The sequence below is a fragment of the Pseudogulbenkiania subflava DSM 22618 genome (assembly GCF_900177275.1).
Lineage (GTDB): Bacteria > Pseudomonadota > Gammaproteobacteria > Burkholderiales > Chromobacteriaceae > Pseudogulbenkiania > Pseudogulbenkiania subflava.
The window spans coordinates 70,171-88,705 of the sequence record NZ_FXAG01000013.1 but is presented as its reverse complement, the minus strand read 5'-3'; the positions used below and the strand labels follow the sequence as shown (position 1 = coordinate 88,705).

General features: G+C 59.6%; 18 protein-coding genes. 12 read left to right on the top strand and 6 right to left on the bottom strand.

Going from position 1 to position 18,535, the window contains the following annotated elements:
• The first annotated feature begins 3 nt into the window (after positions 1–3).
• The 3 genes from B9N72_RS12695 to B9N72_RS12685 are packed head-to-tail and all read left to right on the top strand — an operon-like array spanning position 4 to position 3,447.
• Positions 4–1,257 (top strand): hypothetical protein, encoded by a 1,254-nt coding sequence (locus tag B9N72_RS12695; RefSeq protein WP_085276757.1) that lies wholly within the window; start codon positions 4–6, stop codon positions 1,255–1,257.
• Positions 1,254–1,697 carry a hypothetical protein gene (locus tag B9N72_RS12690; RefSeq protein ID WP_200810985.1) on the top strand — a complete coding sequence of 148 codons (444 nt, stop codon included), beginning with the start codon at positions 1,254–1,256 and terminating at the stop codon, positions 1,695–1,697. The genes B9N72_RS12695 and B9N72_RS12690 overlap by 4 nt, the downstream gene beginning before the upstream one ends.
• On the top strand, positions 1,636–3,447 hold the full coding sequence (locus B9N72_RS12685; RefSeq protein WP_200810983.1) for an AAA domain-containing protein: 1,812 nt from the start codon (positions 1,636–1,638) through the stop codon (positions 3,445–3,447). The genes B9N72_RS12690 and B9N72_RS12685 overlap by 62 nt, the downstream gene beginning before the upstream one ends.
• Before the next feature lie 228 nt (positions 3,448–3,675).
• Here the strand turns inward: B9N72_RS12685 and B9N72_RS12680 are convergent, their stop codons facing one another.
• From B9N72_RS12680 to B9N72_RS21595, 3 genes are all read right to left on the bottom strand, one after another.
• Entirely contained in the window at positions 3,676–4,326 is a 651-nt protein-coding gene (locus tag B9N72_RS12680; protein ID WP_085276754.1) for a HugZ family pyridoxamine 5'-phosphate oxidase, read from the bottom strand.
• A gap of 466 nt (positions 4,327–4,792) precedes the next feature.
• On the bottom strand, positions 4,793–5,137 hold the full coding sequence (locus tag B9N72_RS12675; protein WP_085276753.1) for a DUF1484 family protein: 345 nt from the start codon (positions 5,135–5,137) through the stop codon (positions 4,793–4,795).
• Positions 5,134–5,265: a hypothetical protein gene (locus B9N72_RS21595; protein ID WP_268808248.1), complete on the bottom strand. Its 132-nt coding sequence runs from the start codon at positions 5,263–5,265 to the stop codon at positions 5,134–5,136. Before B9N72_RS21595 ends, B9N72_RS12675 begins: the two co-directional genes overlap by 4 nt.
• Before the next feature lie 524 nt (positions 5,266–5,789).
• On the opposite strand from B9N72_RS21595, the gene panE reads away from it, so the two are divergent.
• The 6 genes from panE to B9N72_RS12650 all read left to right on the top strand — a co-directional run bounded on the left by panE (position 5,790) and on the right by B9N72_RS12650 (position 11,285).
• Positions 5,790–6,743 (top strand): 2-dehydropantoate 2-reductase, encoded by a 954-nt coding sequence (gene panE, locus B9N72_RS12670; RefSeq protein ID WP_085276752.1) that lies wholly within the window; start codon positions 5,790–5,792, stop codon positions 6,741–6,743.
• A complete protein-coding gene (locus B9N72_RS12665) occupies positions 6,740–7,375 on the top strand; it encodes a LysE family translocator (RefSeq protein ID WP_085276751.1) in 636 nt (211 codons plus the stop codon). The genes panE and B9N72_RS12665 overlap by 4 nt, the downstream gene beginning before the upstream one ends.
• Positions 7,376–7,491: 116 nt before the next feature.
• Positions 7,492–8,454, top strand: a complete 963-nt coding sequence (locus B9N72_RS20830; RefSeq protein ID WP_143477827.1) for a hypothetical protein — start codon at positions 7,492–7,494, stop codon at positions 8,452–8,454.
• Between the two features lie 403 nt (positions 8,455–8,857).
• Positions 8,858–9,397 carry a cysteine hydrolase family protein gene (locus B9N72_RS12660; protein WP_085276750.1) on the top strand — a complete coding sequence of 180 codons (540 nt, stop codon included), beginning with the start codon at positions 8,858–8,860 and terminating at the stop codon, positions 9,395–9,397.
• A gap of 116 nt (positions 9,398–9,513) precedes the next feature.
• Positions 9,514–9,999 (top strand): arsinothricin resistance N-acetyltransferase ArsN1 family B, encoded by a 486-nt coding sequence (locus B9N72_RS12655; RefSeq protein WP_085276780.1) that lies wholly within the window; start codon positions 9,514–9,516, stop codon positions 9,997–9,999.
• Between the two features lie 356 nt (positions 10,000–10,355).
• Positions 10,356–11,285 (top strand): ABC transporter substrate-binding protein, encoded by a 930-nt coding sequence (locus B9N72_RS12650; RefSeq protein WP_085276749.1) that lies wholly within the window; start codon positions 10,356–10,358, stop codon positions 11,283–11,285.
• Between the two features lie 45 nt (positions 11,286–11,330).
• On the opposite strand, the gene B9N72_RS12645 is transcribed toward B9N72_RS12650, so the two are convergent.
• The gene (locus B9N72_RS12645; RefSeq protein ID WP_085276748.1) at positions 11,331–12,158 is read right to left on the bottom strand and encodes a ferritin-like domain-containing protein; all 828 of its coding nucleotides are present in this window, start codon (positions 12,156–12,158) and stop codon (positions 11,331–11,333) included.
• Positions 12,159–12,454: 296 nt separating this feature from the next.
• Here B9N72_RS12645 and B9N72_RS12640 point away from each other — a divergent pair, with 296 nt between their 5' ends.
• Positions 12,455–13,060, top strand: a complete 606-nt coding sequence (locus B9N72_RS12640; RefSeq protein ID WP_234985975.1) for an NnrU family protein — start codon at positions 12,455–12,457, stop codon at positions 13,058–13,060.
• Positions 13,061–13,254: 194 nt separating this feature from the next.
• On the opposite strand, the gene B9N72_RS12635 is transcribed toward B9N72_RS12640, so the two are convergent.
• Complete coding sequence (locus B9N72_RS12635; protein WP_085276746.1) at positions 13,255–13,716, bottom strand: CopD family protein; 462 nt, start codon at positions 13,714–13,716, stop codon at positions 13,255–13,257.
• A gap of 127 nt (positions 13,717–13,843) precedes the next feature.
• Here B9N72_RS12635 and B9N72_RS12630 point away from each other — a divergent pair, with 127 nt between their 5' ends.
• Positions 13,844–15,772 carry a B12-binding domain-containing radical SAM protein gene (locus B9N72_RS12630; protein WP_085276745.1) on the top strand — a complete coding sequence of 643 codons (1,929 nt, stop codon included), beginning with the start codon at positions 13,844–13,846 and terminating at the stop codon, positions 15,770–15,772.
• A 51-nt stretch (positions 15,773–15,823) separates the two neighbouring features.
• On the opposite strand, the gene B9N72_RS12625 is transcribed toward B9N72_RS12630, so the two are convergent.
• Entirely contained in the window at positions 15,824–17,032 is a 1,209-nt protein-coding gene (locus tag B9N72_RS12625; RefSeq protein WP_085276744.1) for an MFS transporter, read from the bottom strand.
• Between the two features lie 230 nt (positions 17,033–17,262).
• Here B9N72_RS12625 and B9N72_RS12620 point away from each other — a divergent pair, with 230 nt between their 5' ends.
• Positions 17,263–18,507, top strand: a complete 1,245-nt coding sequence (locus tag B9N72_RS12620) for a nitronate monooxygenase (protein ID WP_085276743.1) — start codon at positions 17,263–17,265, stop codon at positions 18,505–18,507.
• Positions 18,508–18,535 lie beyond the last annotated feature (28 nt).

The window sequence follows — 18,535 nt, the reverse complement described above, 5'->3', positions numbered from 1 at the left end:
TGCATGCTGTTAAAGTTTCTTACGCACCTCTTTTGCAGCTCATCCCTAGAGAAAGAGCGCAGCAAAACCGATAGCGCGATTGCCGAGTATCAGCAAAAGGAAGCACAGGTTAAGGCCCGCCTGACTCGTCAGGCCGAGGAATACAGGGACTTGGCCAATGCTCACCAGGTAAAGCGCAACAAGGAACTCGATGAGTTCGTTGCCATCCTGAACACCACGGTCACCTCGGCTAATGAATACCTTCCGGACTTGGCTCAGTTCCAGGACTTCATGTTTGTGGCATTCAACTCTTGGATGAGAATCGACCTCGAGAAAAAGAAGATCGACCTCCTCAGCGAAAAGCTACGAACACTCTACGCTTCACGAGACCTGCTCAACGCCTATGAAGCCGAAATCAATCGACTCACGCAGAGGGAAGAGCGCCATGCATGGCACCTGACCGTCAAAGAAAAGCCTGTTCGCATCAGCAGCGAGCTGATCGATTCAACAATCGAACAGCTCAGCAGAAACCGCAACACCGACGCGAGGCAGTTTAAAGAGGACATCCAACGCATCAGAAGCCACAAGTTGCATCTTCGTGGCCAGATACGCGGCCTTGAAAACCAGCGCGATGAATACAAGAACGGCTATGAGATGTTCCTAAAGGAACACGATGGGGTCAAGGCGGAGTTGAGCAAGCGGTACCAGCATTGCACTGAAAAGCTCAAGGTGATTCGCGCCAGGCTTGAGGATTACTACTGCAGACAGCCAACCAAGAGCGACATTGCCAACTCTTGGATTGACGCCATTAGTGGGCTGATCCGCACCCAAGATCTCAAGGAGCTGCATCGCAATACCAAAGAAGAGTTCGAGACGGCCAAGCTTAAATTACAGCTGGCTCGCGATGAGCGCAGCGACATCCTGGATCGCATCCAACGATGCCGCGACACAGACGATTACAGCGATTTCACCAGTCTCAAGACAATGAAGACAGCTGCGCAAGCTCGTTTCAACTCAGCGAAGACTGAATACTCCGTAATCAGCCTAGCTCGTACTGTTATTTTCGAACGCCCCAAAGAGGTCAACGGCCTGCTGTCCCATTTGGACAAAATTTCGCCCGATCAAAGCATCCTCAACATCATGAAGATTTTCGAGGTGGACGATACGTTTAATCCGATGCGCGCCATTGGTGTATCAACTGCAGAGCAGCGACGTTTGCATTGGGAAAAGAAGAATAAGGACGGACAATCCAAGAGTGCTACTGAAGGCTTCTCTTGACGCATCAGACAAACAAAAAATTAGTAACTTGGATCATTCGTAAGGCACCAATGGTTTCAACTGAACTCACTTTCCACTGGCGTAACAAGAACCTCAAAGATGCCGTGCTTGCCATCTATTACGCAGTTGCTTGGGGCTATAACACGCGGGATAAGCTGCTGATGGCATTGCCTCAGTTCTCAAAGAACCGGCTATTGTTGGCTCTTGACCTTCTGTTCTCTTCTGGCATGGCATCAGCCAATCTCGGAGTGCTCACCGTCAGTGAAGACATCCGCCTCATTGAGCAAATTGTGGGGATGAAGTTTGATCTGCCTTTCTCAGAGGACGAGCTGACTCCACCTGTAAAGCGCAAGGTCGCTTTGGGCCTTGGCCTGAAGAATGCTGCTGGAATTGATGTTTTGCTCTTCACAAAAACAAAAGAAAAGTTCAATGACCATTAATACAGAAGCAACACCTCAAACCCTTGATTTCATCGAGCACATTGACGATTGGATCGAGTATCTGACCGCTCTGCTTGATATTACGGACGACCTAGGCACCCAGACCAAATACAAGCGCCAGATTAAGTATCTTCTGAAATTCAGAATGGGCTTGAACGTGAACATCTCGCACAACAAGCTATTGTTGCACTACTACAGCAAACAGGCTCAAAAGGGCGGTGATGACATTCGCCTCAAGGCCGAGATCGCCAAGGAAAACGACAAAGACAATCGCAGGCCCAAAATCTCAGCTGAAGCTCAAAAGGAGGTCAAGAAAATGGTCGCCCAAGCTTCAGAGTACATATCGGACCTGAACATGGGCTTCCAGGCCGGTGCCCCCATACAAGACGGCTATGAAGATGGTGACCTCGCCTACGAACTCATCAAGAGAGCTCTGACCTGCAACGACCTGTTCTTTTTGCAAGGCCCGCCGGGCACCGGCAAGACCACTGCCATCGTCGAGATCGTGCTGCAAACGCTTGCGGCAAAGCCCAACGCTCGCGTTCTGATCACTTCGGAGACGCACGTGGCGGTCGATAACGCGCTGGACCGGCTATCGAAAATCTGTGGCTCCCGCCTGCGCTCGCAGATCATGCGCTACCCGAGCTACACCATCACCGAGTTCGAGAGTGAGCTGACGAAGGAGACGGATGCGAAGACTCAGATCATCCGCACCTGGAACCAGGCGCGCAGCTACGCACCCGCGCTGACCGATGTGCTGTACCTGAGCCTGGAGCAGGGCAAGGTTGAGGATGGCGTCCAAAAGATCCCGCGCTGGCAGTACATCAATGCCGCTGACAAGAGGCAGATCATCGGTGTGACCTGCAACCAGATCGACCACTTGATCGATGATGACAGCGAGATGTTCGACCTGGTCATCGTTGATGAATGCTCTAAGGCCACCATGCCCGAATGGCTCATGGCCATGAGCGTTGGCAACAAGTGCATACTGGTTGGCGACCACAATCAGCTGCCGCCTACATTTTGCGAAGAAGAGAGCACCGCGCTCAAGACCATCACCAAGCACAAGGAAAAGCTGATCCGCAATGGCGTGATCGACCGCATCTTTAAAAACCTGCCAGAGGATCGGAAAGGTACCTTGGAGAAACAGTACCGGATGCTGCCCAACATTGGCGAGTTCATCTCGAAACACTTCTACGAAGGCAAACTGCAGCACCACCGAGCGAAGGCTGACCACAATTTTGACCAGTTTGGCTGGTACACATACAGCCCCAAGGGTGTCCGATTCCCGCAGGACTTGGGTGGGGTGCTTGAGAACCCGATCGAGTGCGACATCATCCTCGACTGCTTGCACAAGATGGCTCTGATGCGCTCTGAGCAAAAGAGCATTGGCAAGCCTACCCGCAAGCTCTCTGTGGCCGTCATCACCCCATACAGGGCGCAGTGCCGGCTGCTGCGCGACAAGATCGAAGCTGAGAACTTCGACAAGGCAAAGATCGGCATTGAAGTGGACACTGTGGACGCTTTCCAAGGCAGGCAAGCTGATGTCGTGTTCTTCTCCTTCGTTCGTACCTGGGGGCCGGCTACGTTCTACGCTGACGCTAGACGCATGAACGTGGCCATCTCTCGTGCACGCGATGGAGTGTACTTGGTCGGTGACAAACGCTACATCTACAACGCTGGCAAACGCGACCGAATCGACTTCTTGGTCTCACTTGCACGGCTAAAAGAGCTAACCCGTTTAAATTAGGCGAACGGCTACTACTTCGAAGTGAGCGGCCAATGGGCGACTCGAGCTGAAATGACGGCAATCAGCCGTAAGCGGTCTTCCTCTGTTGCAGGTGTGGGTGACTGCTTTGGCCGAATTCAAGCCTTCCCTTTTGCCCACTACTCTACACGTGAACCCAGCAATAATAAGGCCTTGCAGGCAACACTAGCAGCTTCAGAAGGGTTCCCTGGCAAAGCCGCTTTCTCCGCCTTATTCGAGTTGGGCCGCCAGGATGCGTGCCGCTTCTTTGACGGTTTCAAGGCTCAACGTCTCTCCCGGTAGCGCTTGCCGTTGCCGCTGCCCATCGAGTTCGTAGTCGATGCCATAGGGGTCGATGCCCAGCACGCGGGCGTTGCCTTGAAGCACGGCCGATACTTCATCCACGAGCAGAGCCTCGTCGGCAGCGGGTAGTCGAGTCAAGGCCTTCCACTCCGGCTCCTCCAGCCAGCCCATGCGGCCGACCCCGCCGATGAAGCGGATGCGCTTGGGATTGAGTCTGAAGAACATGAAGTCAAGGTCGAGAAGCGGTTCCGTGCCGGGCTCATAGCGGAAATACCTGACCAGGAAGGCGGGTGTTGCCTCGCATTTTTCCGCATCGGCCACCCACGTGAGGCGGGCCGTGGCCTGTACATCCGTGGCCCCGGGCTGCACCACCGACAGGCTCACACGCGGGTCGGCCAGCAGGTTTTTGGTGTGTTCGGCCAAGGCGCTGATGCAGAGCACCGGGCAGTGGCTCTCATCCAGCATGTAGGGAACGACAGTGGCGTAAGGATAGCCCGGCAATTGGGACGAGTTGGTCGCCAGCGTCCCGAATGCGGCCTCATGCAGTAGCGTGAGGGCCGCCTCGATAGGGATTTTCACGAGAATGAATTCCGGTGGAAGAGTCGGCACAGGGAGGGTAAGCCCGGTGCTAACTTACGCCATCCAGAGAGTTATGGCGAGGCCTGGCCGCCTGTATGCCAGCCGTGCCTCTTCTTGCCTTTGATTTGGTCTTGCCGTAGCTCATGGTGGACCGGTGCGAGAGGCGTGGCGGCAACGACGCCTTGCCACCCCGTGTGTCGGCAGCACGTAGGTCGGGCTGAGCCTGTCGAAGCCCAACACTAACACTCGTGAGCGTTAACGTTTTGAAGGCCGTTCCACCCCGCCTTGCTTTGTGAAACGGCGGGCAATCTGCCGTGCATGCAAAAGGTTGACCGAAGGTATCGTTTAACCGTCTTCGGCCAACCTTCTTATGTCTCTGCCGTAAACCAAAACCCACTCTGCTCTGGCGCCACGGTCAGGGTTCTCATTCACTCCTCGCAGTCGGTCACATCCGAGTACACCACACTCAAATCAAATCATTCACCCGCATCAACGCCTGCTGGAAGCGTTGGTTCAGCGGTTGCAGCAAGCTGTACAAGCCGTTGCCGGACAGGGCGGTTTCGCCGGCGTGGTCGAGCAACATCAGCGCGGTGCTCAGGCCATCGTGGACAGCATGCAATTCCTGCAGTCCTGCGCAGAGGATGGTGTCGATGTCGTGGCCATTGGTTTCCAGCCGGGCCAGCAGCGCCTCGACCGCGCTCAGTTCCGGATGGGTACTGCACAACTGTCGCAGTTGCCGCAGCGTGTCTTGCAACTGGGCAACAGCCAGCGTGCCGTCGTTCAAGGCGAGGGGTGGGATGGTCGCACTCATGCGGCAACCTCCCTGGCAAAACCATCAGCCGGTAAGCGTTTTAGAAACCGGGCTTCGGACAACGTGGTTAACGGGAAAACAGGGTCAGGAAACAGGCGCAACAGGGCGCGGGAGAGGGATTTAGGCATGGAGGCCTCCGTTGGTCAGATAGACCTGCCTCCCGACGCCAACCGGGGGTGGCAGGCGCATGGCAGGATTGGCGTACCGGACCAACGGAACCGGCGAGCCCGAAGGCTCTCCCACCACGGCCCGCCATAGAGAAGACGCACCAATGGTGTGTGACGGACGTAAAAAATGCCGCATAGGGCGGCTGTCCGCCGTTGGATTCGAGACGCCAATCTCGGTTGCAGGATTGACTGCAGCAGCAGAATTGTTGCCGACGCTCACGGCGGCGTCAACCTTGTGGCCTTGTGCCGGTTGATTGGGGCGGCTTTGGGGGACGAGCTGGGGTAGCTAGAAGTGGCCAATCCGCACCGCCGTCGCTGGTGCTGGACGATGTGTCGTGATTATGATGAATGATTTTCTGTGTGACGTGGCCGGGCGAGCGTAGGGCGTTGCAACGTCGTTGGCGCCTGTCGTGTAAAGAATGCTGTTTCTTCGGACATTTTATCGGTTGGCTTGTCGGTAGTCCGAGGCAAATAAGGAATACATCATGCGAATCCTGATGCTGGGAGCTGGTGGTATCGGCGGGTATTTCGGGGCAAGAATGCACCAAGCAGGAGGGGATGTCACCTTTCTGGTCCGGCCGGCGCGTGCCGCCAAGCTGGCGGCAGATGGGCTGCGAGTAGTGAGTCCGCTGGGTGACGTTCATATCACACCCAAAGTGGTGACGACGGTTGGCGGCCCGATGAGCGGCCATTTCGACATTGTCGTTTTGTCGTGCAAGGCTTATGACCTCGATGCAGCGCTGGATTCGATTGCCCCGGCCCTCAGCCCGGAGGGCGTGGTGCTGCCCTTGCTGAATGGTTTTGCGCATCTGTCACGTCTGGATGCTCAGTTCGGGCAGGAAAGGGTATTGGGTGGGCTCGCTCATCTTTCCGTCACCTTGGCCCCAACGGGGGAGATCCGGCATCTTAACCAATTGCATCGTTTGCTGATCGGCAGCCGGAAAACGCCCGCTTCCCCGCTGCTTCGTCCGCTGGCCGAGTTATTGGCTCAGACCGGCATCGATTTTTCCCTGTCGGAGAATATCGAGGGGGATATGTGGGACAAGTTTATTTTCCTATCGACGCTGGCAGGGGCGACGTGCACCATGCGCAGCTCGATTGGCGACATATTGGAAACGCATTCCGGCGAAGCATTCATCATCGGTCTGCTCGATGAGTGTGTTGCCGTTGCCGCGCAGCATGGCCACATCCCCAGTGCCGAGCAACTGACGGCATACCGGAATCAACTCACCGCACGCGGGTCAGGCACCTCGGCGTCCATGCTGCGTGACATCGAACGGGGAGGGGCAACGGAAGCGGATCACATCCTTGGCGATATGGTTTGCCGGGCAGAGACGCATGGGGTCGATGCTCCCTTGTTGAAACTTGCGTATTCTCATTTGCAAGCTTATGAAATTCGCAGGCGCCTCATCAACTTGCAACAAAGGACTGAATCATGAGCGAGCTAATTTCTTTGTCAGGCATCGTCATTGCGTTAGCCATTGGTGCCGCCAGCCCTGGCCCAAGCTTTTTGATGGTCGCACGCACAGCTGTCTCTCATGGCAGAAAAGCTGGCCTGGCGGCTGCTTGCGGAATGGGGCTTGGTGCCTTTGTTTTTGCCTCTGCCGCACTCCTTGGTCTAAGCGCTGCATTGACTGCTGTTCCTTGGCTATACGTTGCTTTCAAAATTTCCGGCGGTATGTACTTGCTCTACATAGCCTCCAAAATCTGGCGAAGTGCCAAGGAACCTCTGCAGGATGTAGACGCAGAAACCGTTAACGAGCAATCAAACTTGCACAAACAGTTTGCGCAGGGGCTTGCCACGCAAGTTAGCAATCCCAAAACTGCCATCGTATACGGCAGCGTTTTTGCAGCTTTCCTGCCAAGCACACCAACACTGCATTTCAATGCAGCGGTGTTGATATCCGTTGTATTGATTGAAGCAGGTTGGTATGCCATTGTGGCTGCACTCCTATCTGCCCCCCAGTCCCGTCGCACTTATCTTCGCTACAAGAAGTGGGTGGACCGCTCAGCCGGCGCAATAATGGGCGCATTGGGCATCAGGCTTGCAACAACGGCTACTGTTCAATGAGTTACAGTCACCTAGACTGCCGCGCCGTTGCCCTGTGTGCATATGGAAGTGCCTTCTTGGCGGACCGATTAACGCTAGAGGACTTCCATCGACAAGCTGCATTTGCGGATGTGGTAATGCAGTTTCGCCATGAGAATGGACAACTTTGGACTGCAGATTACGTTCAGTGGCTGCTTTTCTTGCGTCAGCGTGGCATCGCTCGTCTCGTTTTATTGAGCAATGAGGAACTGTTGGAATATGTTCCTTTGGCTGAACCACCACGCAGTCTTGGTTCGATACTGTGCATATCCGATGAGGGGGCAGAAGTATGGGTGAGACAGAAAGAACCTGTACTATTTGAAGCGATCAATACAACCTATCCGAATAATGCCCACTGGGCTGCCCCAATCGAGACCTACTGGCAACGGCCATTGCCACAAAGCCCACGACCTGTAGAAGTGGTGGACTGGAACGTGTTCCGTACCCAGTGTCTGGAGCAGGTGATGAACATGCCCATCGCGGAAGTCCGGGAGATTGGGCAATGCTGGCAGAGTCAGCCCTGCAAACCGTATATCGGTCCCTTTTCTGGTTGCGCTGAGTGGCAAGCACTACCGCTCACCCCCTATAACCTCACATCCGAATATGGCCACATGCTGTTACAGCTCCTGGAGCGTCTGGATGGTTGGTATACAAACTTTACCCATGGCAAGAATGATGGCAGCCCTTTCTGGTCATTCAGTGAAGAAGAGCAAAACGCACTAGGTGAATGGCACGATAAGGTACAATATTGGCAGCAACGCTGTTTGCTGTCGCTAGCTAATCAGGAGGTGGATGTTTTTACATCTTTGCCTGCGTGGCAGCAAGGGTGGGCTGTATTACCTATAACAGACTCCCATGCAAATATTATGCCATCAACTAAACGAACCGTTGTGCGGACAGCCTTTTATTTCATGGCTGCACTGATATTTGTCATCGGGTTGTGCACTGGTTTGTTTTACCTTTTTGCTAATTACTTTTGGCCCACGTCAGCAATTGTAGCTTTTGTTTTGCTTATAGATAATTGGAAACAGAAAAAGGCTGTAACCCGTAATAAGCCGTAGGGTGCAATCGGAGCGTGGCTACATTGCACCACCGGTATCCCGATCTGGCGGCTCAAGAGTGTCTAGAGAAGTTGGGGCGATTCATTCGCCCTTTTTATTATTTGGGTTTACCCCCGGGCTGTTTCCCTTACCTGATTTCGCCCTGTCACCTACCCGCGCAGGGTGGATGGGCTGGAGGATGCCGGCGCTTAGGGGAAAGCACATCGACAGGGGTGGGCTGATTCAGGCATCACGTCCCCACCAATGCTGGCGACAGGTGAGGCATGGGCTTATGATTGGTGAATATTTTCTGCCGAAGTGCTTGGCAGAGACGGCGGTGTCCATGGCGCAAAAGACGGCGTTTTACTGGGCCCTGGGTTAGCCGCGCTGTAACGCCTTATCTATCACAAGAGACCTCATATAGATGAAAACTGCTCTGCTCATCATCGACGTTCAGCGCGGCCTGTTCGACGATGAACCTCGGCCGTACGAGGCCGACGCGGTGGTCGAACGAATCAACACTTTGGCTGGCCGGACCAGGGCTCACGGCGTTCCAGTCGTCTTCATCCAGCACGAGCGGGCCTCGGGCAACCTCGCTCATGGAACGGAGTCCTGGCAACTGGAACGCCACCTTCGCACGGTGCCGGGCGATCACTTCATCCGTAAAACCACGCCAGATTCGTTTCTCCGCACACCGCTGCAAGCGTTGCTGGAGCAGCACCAGATAAACCATGTCGTGATTTGCGGCTACGCCAGCGAGTTCTGCGTGGACACCACCACCCGTAGGGCGGCCGCGCTGGGCTACGCCGTCACCTTGGCCTCCGATGCGCACACCACCCACGATAAGGCGCACGCATCGGCTGCCGCCATTCGCGAGCACGAGAATGCCACGCTTCCCGACATAGTGAGCTTCGGTCCGACCATTCTGGCCAAGCCAGGCAGTGAAATAGCATTTGTGGCCTGATTCCTCGGGGATGGTTTCCGGTAGGCGGTTAGCTCGATAAGCTGATCTATCAATCAGCAGGGCGTACCATCTACGGCACGTTCTTCTTGTCAAACACCAGAACAATGGGAGCCATTGTGATTCGTCCAGCAGAACCGAGCGATGCTGAAACCATTGCGGCCATCTACAACCACTACATCGCCAACACGACCATTACGTTCGAAGTGGAGCCTGTTGCGGCGCAAGACATTGCGGGGCGCATCAAGGAGATTGGCTCCGCCAATCTCCCGTGGCTGGTGGCCGAAGAGGAGGGGGCCATCGTCGGCTATGCCTACGCCACGAAATGGAAGGGGAGGAGCGCTTACCGCCACTCAGTCGAATGCTCGGTCTACCTTGCACCCGCGTCCCTCTCGAAGGGGTGGGGCACGAGGCTTTACGAGGCGCTGTTTGCCGTGCTGCGCGAGAAGTCCATTCACGTGGTGATTGGCGGTGTTGCGCTACCCAACCCGGCGAGCGTTGCGCTGCATGAAAAGCTGGGCATGAAGAAAGTCGGGCACTTCAGCGAGGTGGGTTTTAAATTCGATCGTTGGGTAGACGTGGGTTATTGGCAGATGGCGCTCTAAGAACCTGTTCACGATCTGTCGCGAGCAGCCCTCGGCGAGGTGAAGAGCAGCGCAGGAACCGGAATGTACTGGAGTGCATGAGGATTCCGAGCCGCCTACCCTGCCTGCTCGGACCGTGATTTGTGCAACAAAACCAGTCGCTTGGTGAGTGACCGGACCACTTGCTGGCGTCTTCATCACTACTCGTAGTGGCCTGCGTCAGCCGGTTTGCCGAGCAGGACGACATCCTCACGCCTTGATCGTTTACGACGGCTATCGACTACAGTCAAAGCGGGTAGTGCGGTGGAAACGTGCCGACGAGGGCGATACGCATCGTCGGGACAGGAGGCTACTGCTAACGAGGAGACATCAGAAGCATGTTGAGACGAGTCATTCTGGCCGCGCTGCTGGGGGCCGCCGCCGTGAGCGTGCCAGCACTGGGCCGGGAGTGCATCGAGGTAGTCTCCGCCGGCGGTGGGTACTCTTTTTGGCGAGCCGTGGGGGAGGGGGCGAATCAGGCCGGCAAGGAACTGGGTCTCGACATCTATTTCCGTGGGCCGCCCAACGAGGAGGACCGCCAATCGCAAGCCACGATCGCCAACATGATTTGGGATCTGCATTGCAAAGCTCTGGTGATCGCTCCCAATGCACCGGAACGGGCCGAACTGGTTGAGCAGCTCAAGGCCCAGGGCATCCCCACCGTTTACATCGACCGCGACACCGGAGGTGCCGACGTCGCGGCAGTCGTGGCGACCAACAATGTCGAGGCGGGCCGGTTGGCTGGCAAGGAAATGGCCAAGGCCTTGGCGGGGAAGGGGCGGGTGGTCTTACTCAGGGAAAAAGAGGGCGTCGTGTCGACTGAAGAACGTGCGCGCGGCTTCATCGAGGGTGCCACCAAGGCGGGGCTGACGGTGGTGCGCGATGCCTATATCGGCACTTCGGTCGGCGACACGCGGGTCCGGGCCGAGGAGGTGCTCGGAAAGCTGCGCGGCAAGTTCGAGGGCGTGTTCACCCCCAACGAGTCGACCAGCCTCGGCGCCCTGATCCAGTTGAAGAAGATGGGCCTGGCCGGGAAGATCGTGCATATCGGCTTCGATACCAATCAATACCTGATCTCCGCCGTCCGACTGGGGGACCTGCATGGGCTCGTCGTGCAGCGGCCTCGCGAGATGGGATACCAAGGGGTCTATCTTGCCTACCGCAAGACGCAGGGGCAGGTGATCGAGCCTCACAAGATCGATACCGGAGTCATCTTCGTCACCAAGACCAATATGGACCAGCCCGATATTGCCAAGGAGTTGTACTGAGCCGATAGCTCGGTGCCTAGCGCGTTTTGCCGATGCGGGCAGGCCCTAGCGCAATGCCCACCGGGTCGCCCGGACCAGTGGGCCTTGCACGACGCGGCTGAGCCCGGTAGGCAGGTCGAGCAGCTTGAGTAGCATCTTGACCGCCATCGTGACCGGGTAATGGTGCTTCAGTTGCTGGCCGAGCCGCGCGTTTAGTGTGTGGAAGGCAGTCTTGTTGGCGGCGGCATCGGGCTGGCGCACGGTGAAGGCGTGCCACAAGGCACATTCCGCGTCGCCGCGCCGCGCTTCGAGCACGCGGCGGCCCACTGCGGCGAGCACGCGCAGCCGCCCTGGCGGCTGGCCGGCGCGGTACTGGCGGAAATAGCGGTAGAAGTGTTTGTAGTGGCCGATCTCGTCGGCGCGGATGCGGGAGGTCAGGCCGGCCAGCACAGGCTCCTCGACGGCTTGCTCCGCTAGCGCCTGGTAGAAGGTGGCGGTACCGGTTTCGATCACGCAGCGGGCGACCATTTCGAGGCCTGGCGTGGGCTCGAACTCGTCGAGTGTGCATTGGTGCGAGTAGTCTTCGAAGAACGCGGCGTAGGCGCGCTCCCAGTCAAACTCCGGCCAGACATGGCGGGCATAGGCGTGCAAGGCTCGGCCGTGCTGCATTTCTTCCTTTTCCCAGTGGTTTTGCAGCCAGTCGACCAGCTCCGTCTCGCCGGCACAGTAGTGGATCAGGTTGCGGGTGTAGAGGTCGGAGCCGCTTTCGATAAACGAGGCCGCCGTCGCCAGGTAGAACAGGTCTTCCCGGCCGTGGACCCGCTGCAGCTCTATCGACTCCAGTGGAATCCGATCGAGGCCCCACGCCGCTGCCGTGTTCGCCGATTTCTGCATCGTGAACTCTCCCCCGACTCTTGTTTCTTGTCATGATGCGACGGGCTTGTTCTGCACCACCCCATGCCGCGGAGAAATGCACCCGTCGTGGACTTCAGCATAGTCCTGGCTTTTCGGGCCCGTTCGAGTTCGTTTCGTCCAAAGCGATGAGCTTGGAATCGCCGGGCTCGTGTCCGACAATCAATAAGCCCGAGAACCGTTGACCAAACCCGGTGCCGTGGCCTTGGCGGAATCACGGCCGTAGTCCATACACCCGTACGGTAAGGTTACGCAGTAATGCCAGCCGGGTTTGGTGAGTGGTTCGACAGAGCGAGGGACTCGTCATGACGGTATTGCTGCTGGGGTTGCTGATCTTTCTGGGCGGGCATTCGGTGCGTATCGTCGCCGAGCCCTGGCGTACGGTGCAGGTTGCCCGTTGGGGACCTTTGGCGTGGAAAGGTGCGTTCACGCTGGTGGCGCTGGTGGGATTCGCGCTGATCGTGTGGGGCTATGGGCTGGCGCGTGAGCAGACGTCGGTATTGTGGGAGCCGCCGTTCTGGGGGCGGCACCTTACCGCACTGCTGACCGTGGTGTCTTTCGTGCTGTTCGCGGCGGCCAAGGTGCCGGGCAACCATGTCAAGGCCGCAGTCGGCCATCCGATGGTGCTGGGGGTACAGCTGTGGGCCGCTGCCCATCTTGTCGCCAACGGGACCGTGGCGGCCGTGGTGCTGTTCGGGGCCTTTCTCGTGTGGTCGGTGGTGGATTTCGCCTCGGCTCGACGTCGTGACCGGGCGGCGGGGACGCGCTACCCGGCCGGGACGCTGAGGGGGGATGCGCTCGCCGTCATAGGCGGGCTGGTCGTCTGGGCGCTGTTCGCCTTCCTGCTGCATGGTTGGCTGATCGGCGTGCGGCCATTCGGCTGAGAGTCCATCCCATTAGGCGGCTACGCCTTCGCAGCTTGAGCGCCGGCGGTGCTCTGAGCGTGCGAGTCTCTGTCCAGAGGCTCGCTCAGCCATGATCCTCATGGACTACGTGTCCATTCCGGTTCCTGTGCTCCGGCGGCACTCAATCTGCCTTGGCTCGCTCACCTACTGGGATAGACTCAGAACCGCCGACATCAGGCCAGCCAGCGCCCCAGCGTGGCCACCGCGATGGTGACGATGCCTAGCGCGAGGTTGATGCCCACCGCCTTGCGGATGAGGCCCAGTGCTTCGCCGCCGGCCTTCCATTCTTCGGCAGCCACGGCGCGTTTCAGCTCGGCATAGGGGCCGAAGAACACGTAAAGGTAGATCGCAATCATGGCCAGCCCGATCATCAGCATCAGGTGCCAGTTGAGCGGGGCGGTATCGAAACCGACACGAGTGAGCATGGCCAGCCCGCTGACGGGGATCAGGATGACGGCACCCCATACCCAGACGAAGAAGCGCGCGAACACGCGCTGCCACAGCCGCAGCCGGTGCGGCGGGTCGAGCAGCTCGGCCGCGATCGGGCGCAGGCAGACGTAGGCGAAGAACATGCCGCCCACCCACAGGACGACGCTGGTGATGTGCAGGAAACGGAAAAGCGGTTCGGGAGTCATGACGTCGGTTCGATCTCTAATGGATGGGGATGCTGTCATTCTATACGGCCCGGCCGCCCCTTGCTTCGGCCTGCCAGCGCCGGCCGATTCTGGCAAAATGGCGGGTCCATCCGCCTGAGGTTTTTTCGTGGTCAGTTCGTCCCTGCGCGTGCTGTCGCTCATCCCGCCGATGACGCAGCTCAACACCCCGTATCCGTCCACCGCCTATATCACCGGCTTCCTGCGCTCGCGCCAGGTGCCCGCGGTGCAGGAGGACCTGGCGCTGGCGCTGGTGTTGCGGCTGTTTTCCGTGGAGGGGCTGCAGGCGATCCGAGAACGCATCGACGCCATTCCGCCGAAGAAGCGCAGCGCCCAGGTGCACGGTTTCGTCGAGCAGTTCGAGCGCTATCTCGCGACCATCACGCCCACCATCGCCTTCCTGCAGGGGCGCGACTCCACCGTGAGTCACCGCATCTGCAGCCGCAATTTCCTGCCGGAAGGGGCGCGCTTCGCCTCGCTGGAGGTGTACGTCGATCCGGACGATCCCTACGGCGGTGATCCGCTGGCCTGGGCCTTCGGCGCCTTGGGACAGCAGGACCGCGCGCGCCATCTCGCCACGCTCTACCTGAACGATATCTCCGACGTGCTGCGCGATGCGGTCGACGCGCGTTTCGAGTTCGTGCGCTACGCCGAGTCGCTGGCGATGAGCCAGCCCACCTTCGAGCCGCTGGCCAAGGCGCTGGCCGCCAAGCCCTCGCTGGTGGACGACATCCTGCAGACGCTGACCATCGAGGCCATCGAACGTCATCAGCCAGAGCTGGTGCTGCTGTCGGTGCCGTTCCCGGGCTCGGTATACGCGGCGTTCCGGATCGCCCAGACCATCAAGGCACGTTGGCCGAACATCAAGACCGCGCTGGGCGGCGGTTTCGTCAACACCGAGCTGCGCGAGCTCAAGGAGCCGCGCGTGTTCGATTACTTCGACTTCGTCACGCTGGACGACGGCGAAAAACCGATTCTGGCCTTGCTGGAGCACCTGCAGAGCAAGCGCTCCACCTCGCGCCTGGTGCGCACCTTCGTACGTGAGGGCGGCCCCGGAGAAACAGGAACGGTGCGCTACGTCAATATGATGGAGGCGGACATCCCGTTCGAAGAGGTCGGCACGCCGACCTGGGACGGGCTGCCGATCGAGCGCTACCTGTCGCTGCTCGACATGCTCAACCCGATGCACCGGCTGTGGAGCGACGGGCGCTGGAACAAGCTGACGGTGGCGCACGGCTGCTACTGGAAGAAGTGCAGCTTCTGCGACGTGACGCTGGACTACATCTCGCGCTACGAGACGGCGTCGGCCGAGACGCTGGTCGACCGCATCGAGGCCATCATTGCCGAGACCGGGCAGACCGGCTTCCACTTCGTCGACGAGGCCGCGCCGCCCAAGATGCTGCGTGCCCTGGCCGAGGAACTGCTACGCCGCAACGTGGCGATCTCGTGGTGGGGCAATATCCGCTTCGAGAAATCGTTCACCCCGGAGCTGTGCCAGTTGTTGGCTGACAGCGGCTGCATTGCCATCTCCGGCGGGCTGGAAGTGGCGTCGGACCGGCTGCTCAAGCTGATGAAGAAGGGGGTGTCGGTGGAGCAGGTGGCGCGGGTGACGCAGGGCTTCACCGAGGCCGGCATCCTGGTGCACGCCTACCTGATGTACGGTTTCCCGACCCAGACGGTGCAGGACACGGTGGACGCGCTGGAATACGTGCGCCAGCTGTTTGACAACGGCTGCATCCAGTCCGGCTTCTTCCACCGCTTCGCCTGCACGGTGCATTCGCCGGTCGGGCAGAATCCCAAAGAATACGGCGTGCAGTTGGTCCCGTTGCCCGAGGTGAGTTTCGCCAAGAACGACGTCGGCTTCATCGACCCGACCGGGGTCGATCACGACGCCATGGGCGAGGCCTTGAACAAGGCGCTGTACAACTACATGCACGGCATCGCACTGGACGAGGACGTGCGGCGCTGGTTCTACGGCCGGGTGCCGCGCCCGCGGGTGCCGCGCAATTTCATCGAGCGGGCGCTGTCCAGCCGGTAGCGGCAACTCCTAGCCGGACTTTGCTTTACTCGGCGAGTATCGACGGCATGCCTACGCTTGTGCTGCCCGCAGCAGGCGATGCTGGCGCCGGATGCGCCGGGCGAATGCGATGCCCAGTAGCGGGGTGGTCGTCGCTGCAGCGATGAACACGGCGGGGGCGCCGGAGCGTGCCAGCAGCGCCGCGGCCAGGATTACTCCCAGCGACTGGCCGAGGAAGAAGGCCGAGGCGAACAGCGACACCGCGGTGCCGCGCACCTGCGGCGCCATCTGCGTGGCGTTGGTCTGCAGCGTGTTGTGCATCATGTAGTAGCCCAACCCCACCAGGTAGCTGGCCGGAATGGCCCAGGCCCAGGCATTGCCCAGCGCCAGCAGCAGCCAGGCGCCGCCGATCAGCACACCGCCGCCGGCGGCCAGTCCCACTTCGCCGAAGCGGCGCACGAAATGCCGTGCGAACAGGATGTAGGACAGGCCGCCGACCCCGAAGAACGCCATCAGGGCGCCCGCCATGGTCAGCGACAGGCCGAAGCGCTGATGCAGGTAGGACGGCACGAAGGCCAGCGCGCCGAACACCACGATCCCTTCCAGAAACACCGTGAGCAGGATGACGCGCGCCCAGCCGACGCCGATCACGGTGCGTCCCTGGGCGAGGACGCCGAGCGTGTGCCCGGCCGGTGCAGGCGTGGGGCGTGCCAGCGGGTTGGCGCGCGATTCGCTCAGCACGCGCCACCCCACCAGCAGGTAGACCAGCGCCAGCGCGGCGAAGGCCCAGCGCCAGCCCAGGGTATCGGTGAACAGGCCGCCGATGAACTGGCCGCCGATCACCCCCATGATCTGGCCGCCGAGAAAGCGCGCCAGCGTGGCCTGGCGCTGCTCGTAGGGCACGGTGTCGCCGATCCAGGCCATGGACAGCGGGATGATGCCGGCGGCGGTGACGCCGGTGAGCAGGCGCGCCAGCACCAGCCAGCCCAGCGAGTAGGACAGCGCCGCTCCCAGGCTGCCGACGAGGCTGGCCAGCGTGGTCCAGGCGATCATCCGGTACTTGCCGAAGCGGTCGCCCAGCGGGCCGAAGAACAACTGCATCAGGCCGTAGGCCACCGAGAACGACGACACCACCTGGGCGGCGTCGGCCGGTGTGGCGAGGAAGGCCTTGGCCAGGTTCGGCAGCATCGGGTCGCACAGCCGCGCCGAGGCGGAACTGGCAAAGGCGGCGCAGGAGAGCAGGGTGATCGCCCGGCGGTGGTGTGGATTCAGTGAAGACATGAAATTGCAACGTGGGTGACAATCGATCTTGGTATTATACCGTCCATCATCATTTGTTGCCGTCGCGCTTTGCTGGTGTCCCTGGTCCTGCCCCAATCGGGCGAAGCTGCCGTTTTTCTCCTTGCATTCAGCCATTTTGGGTGATTCGAACGCTTGATGTAGCGGCTTTTTTGGCTTTCGTGCCCCGCCTGGGTGATAATGTGGGGTTACGAAATACGGAGAGGCAACTAATGAAGCGCGTGGATGACTTTCGCCTGAGATTGGGCAAGCATGAACTGGTGCCCATCATGGTCGGTGGCATGGGGGTGGATATCTCGACCTCTGCTCTGTCCCTCGAGGCGGCCCGCCTCGGTGGCATCGGCCATATCTCGGACGCCATGGTGCCGACGGTTGCCGATCGCCGCTTCAACACCAAGTACGTTAAGAACAAGCTGCAGCAGTACAAGTTCAACGTCGCCAACTCCGATAAATCAGTCGTCCAGTTCGATCTCGGCCTCTTGGCCGAAGCGACCAAGATGCACGTCGGCAGCACCATGGACGCCAAGCGCGGCGAGGGCCTGGTCTTCATCAACTGCATGGAAAAGCTGACGATGAACGGCCCCAAGGAGACCCTGCGCGTGCGTATGCGCGCGGCGCTGGATGCCGGCATCGACGGCATCACGCTGGCGGCCGGCCTGCACCTGGGCTCGTTCGCGCTGATCGAGGACCACCCGCGCTTCCGCGACGCCAAGCTCGGCATCATCGTGTCGTCGCTGCGCGCCTTGCAGCTGTTCCTGAAGAAAAACGCCCGCCTCAACCGCCTGCCCGACTACGTGGTGGTGGAAGGCCCGCTGGCCGGTGGCCACCTGGGCTTCGGCATGGACTGGGCCGAGTACGACTTGGCGACTATCGTCGCCGAAATCCGCGACTGGCTGAAAGCCGAGCAGCTGGATATCCCGCTGATTCCGGCCGGCGGCATCTTCACCGGCTCCGACGCCGTGGGCTTCCTGGAAATGGGCGCTGCGGCGGTGCAGGTGGCGACGCGCTTCACCGTGACCCGCGAGTGCGGCCTGCCGGAGAAAGTGCAGCAGGAGTACTTCAAGGCCAACGAGGACGACATCGAGGTCAACCAGATTTCCCCGACCGGCTACCCGATGCGCATGATCAAGCACTGCCCGGCCATCGGCGATGGCATCCGCCCGAACTGCGAGGCCTACGGCTACCTGCTCGACGCCAAGGGCAGCTGCGCCTACATCGACGCCTACAACCGCGAGGTGGCGGCGCACCCGGATGCACGCCGCGTCAAGGTGTGGGACAAGACCTGCCTGTGCACCCACATGCGCAACTTCGATTGCTGGACCTGCGGCCACTACACCTACCGCCTCAAGGACACCACGCGCCGCAACGAGGACGGGAGCTACCAGATCCTCAGCGCCGAGCACGTGTTCCGCGACTACCAGTTCAGCACCGACAACACCGTGGCCCTGCCGGAGTAAGCCGGGCGGCGAGAGCCGCTGGCGCCAG

Excerpts from the sequence above, each read along its gene's own strand:
- B9N72_RS12695 (WP_085276757.1), top strand. The coding sequence starts at position 4 with ATGCTGTTAAAGTTTCTTACGCACCTCTTTTGCAGCTCATCCCTAGAG.
- B9N72_RS12685 (WP_200810983.1), top strand. The coding sequence starts at position 1,636 with ATGCTGCTGGAATTGATGTTTTGCTCTTCACAAAAACAAAAGAAAAGT.
- B9N72_RS12675 (WP_085276753.1), bottom strand. The coding sequence starts at position 5,137 with ATGAGTGCGACCATCCCACCCCTCGCCTTGAACGACGGCACGCTGGCT.
- B9N72_RS21595 (WP_268808248.1), bottom strand. The coding sequence starts at position 5,265 with ATGCCTAAATCCCTCTCCCGCGCCCTGTTGCGCCTGTTTCCTGACCCT.
- panE (WP_085276752.1), top strand. The coding sequence starts at position 5,790 with ATGCGAATCCTGATGCTGGGAGCTGGTGGTATCGGCGGGTATTTCGGG.
- B9N72_RS12665 (WP_085276751.1), top strand. The coding sequence starts at position 6,740 with ATGAGCGAGCTAATTTCTTTGTCAGGCATCGTCATTGCGTTAGCCATT.
- B9N72_RS20830 (WP_143477827.1), top strand. The coding sequence starts at position 7,492 with ATGCAGTTTCGCCATGAGAATGGACAACTTTGGACTGCAGATTACGTT.
- B9N72_RS12660 (WP_085276750.1), top strand. The coding sequence starts at position 8,858 with ATGAAAACTGCTCTGCTCATCATCGACGTTCAGCGCGGCCTGTTCGAC.
- B9N72_RS12650 (WP_085276749.1), top strand. The coding sequence starts at position 10,356 with ATGTTGAGACGAGTCATTCTGGCCGCGCTGCTGGGGGCCGCCGCCGTG.
- B9N72_RS12645 (WP_085276748.1), bottom strand. The coding sequence starts at position 12,158 with ATGCAGAAATCGGCGAACACGGCAGCGGCGTGGGGCCTCGATCGGATT.
- B9N72_RS12635 (WP_085276746.1), bottom strand. The coding sequence starts at position 13,716 with ATGACTCCCGAACCGCTTTTCCGTTTCCTGCACATCACCAGCGTCGTC.
- B9N72_RS12625 (WP_085276744.1), bottom strand. The coding sequence starts at position 17,032 with ATGTCTTCACTGAATCCACACCACCGCCGGGCGATCACCCTGCTCTCC.
- B9N72_RS12620 (WP_085276743.1), top strand. The coding sequence starts at position 17,263 with ATGAAGCGCGTGGATGACTTTCGCCTGAGATTGGGCAAGCATGAACTG.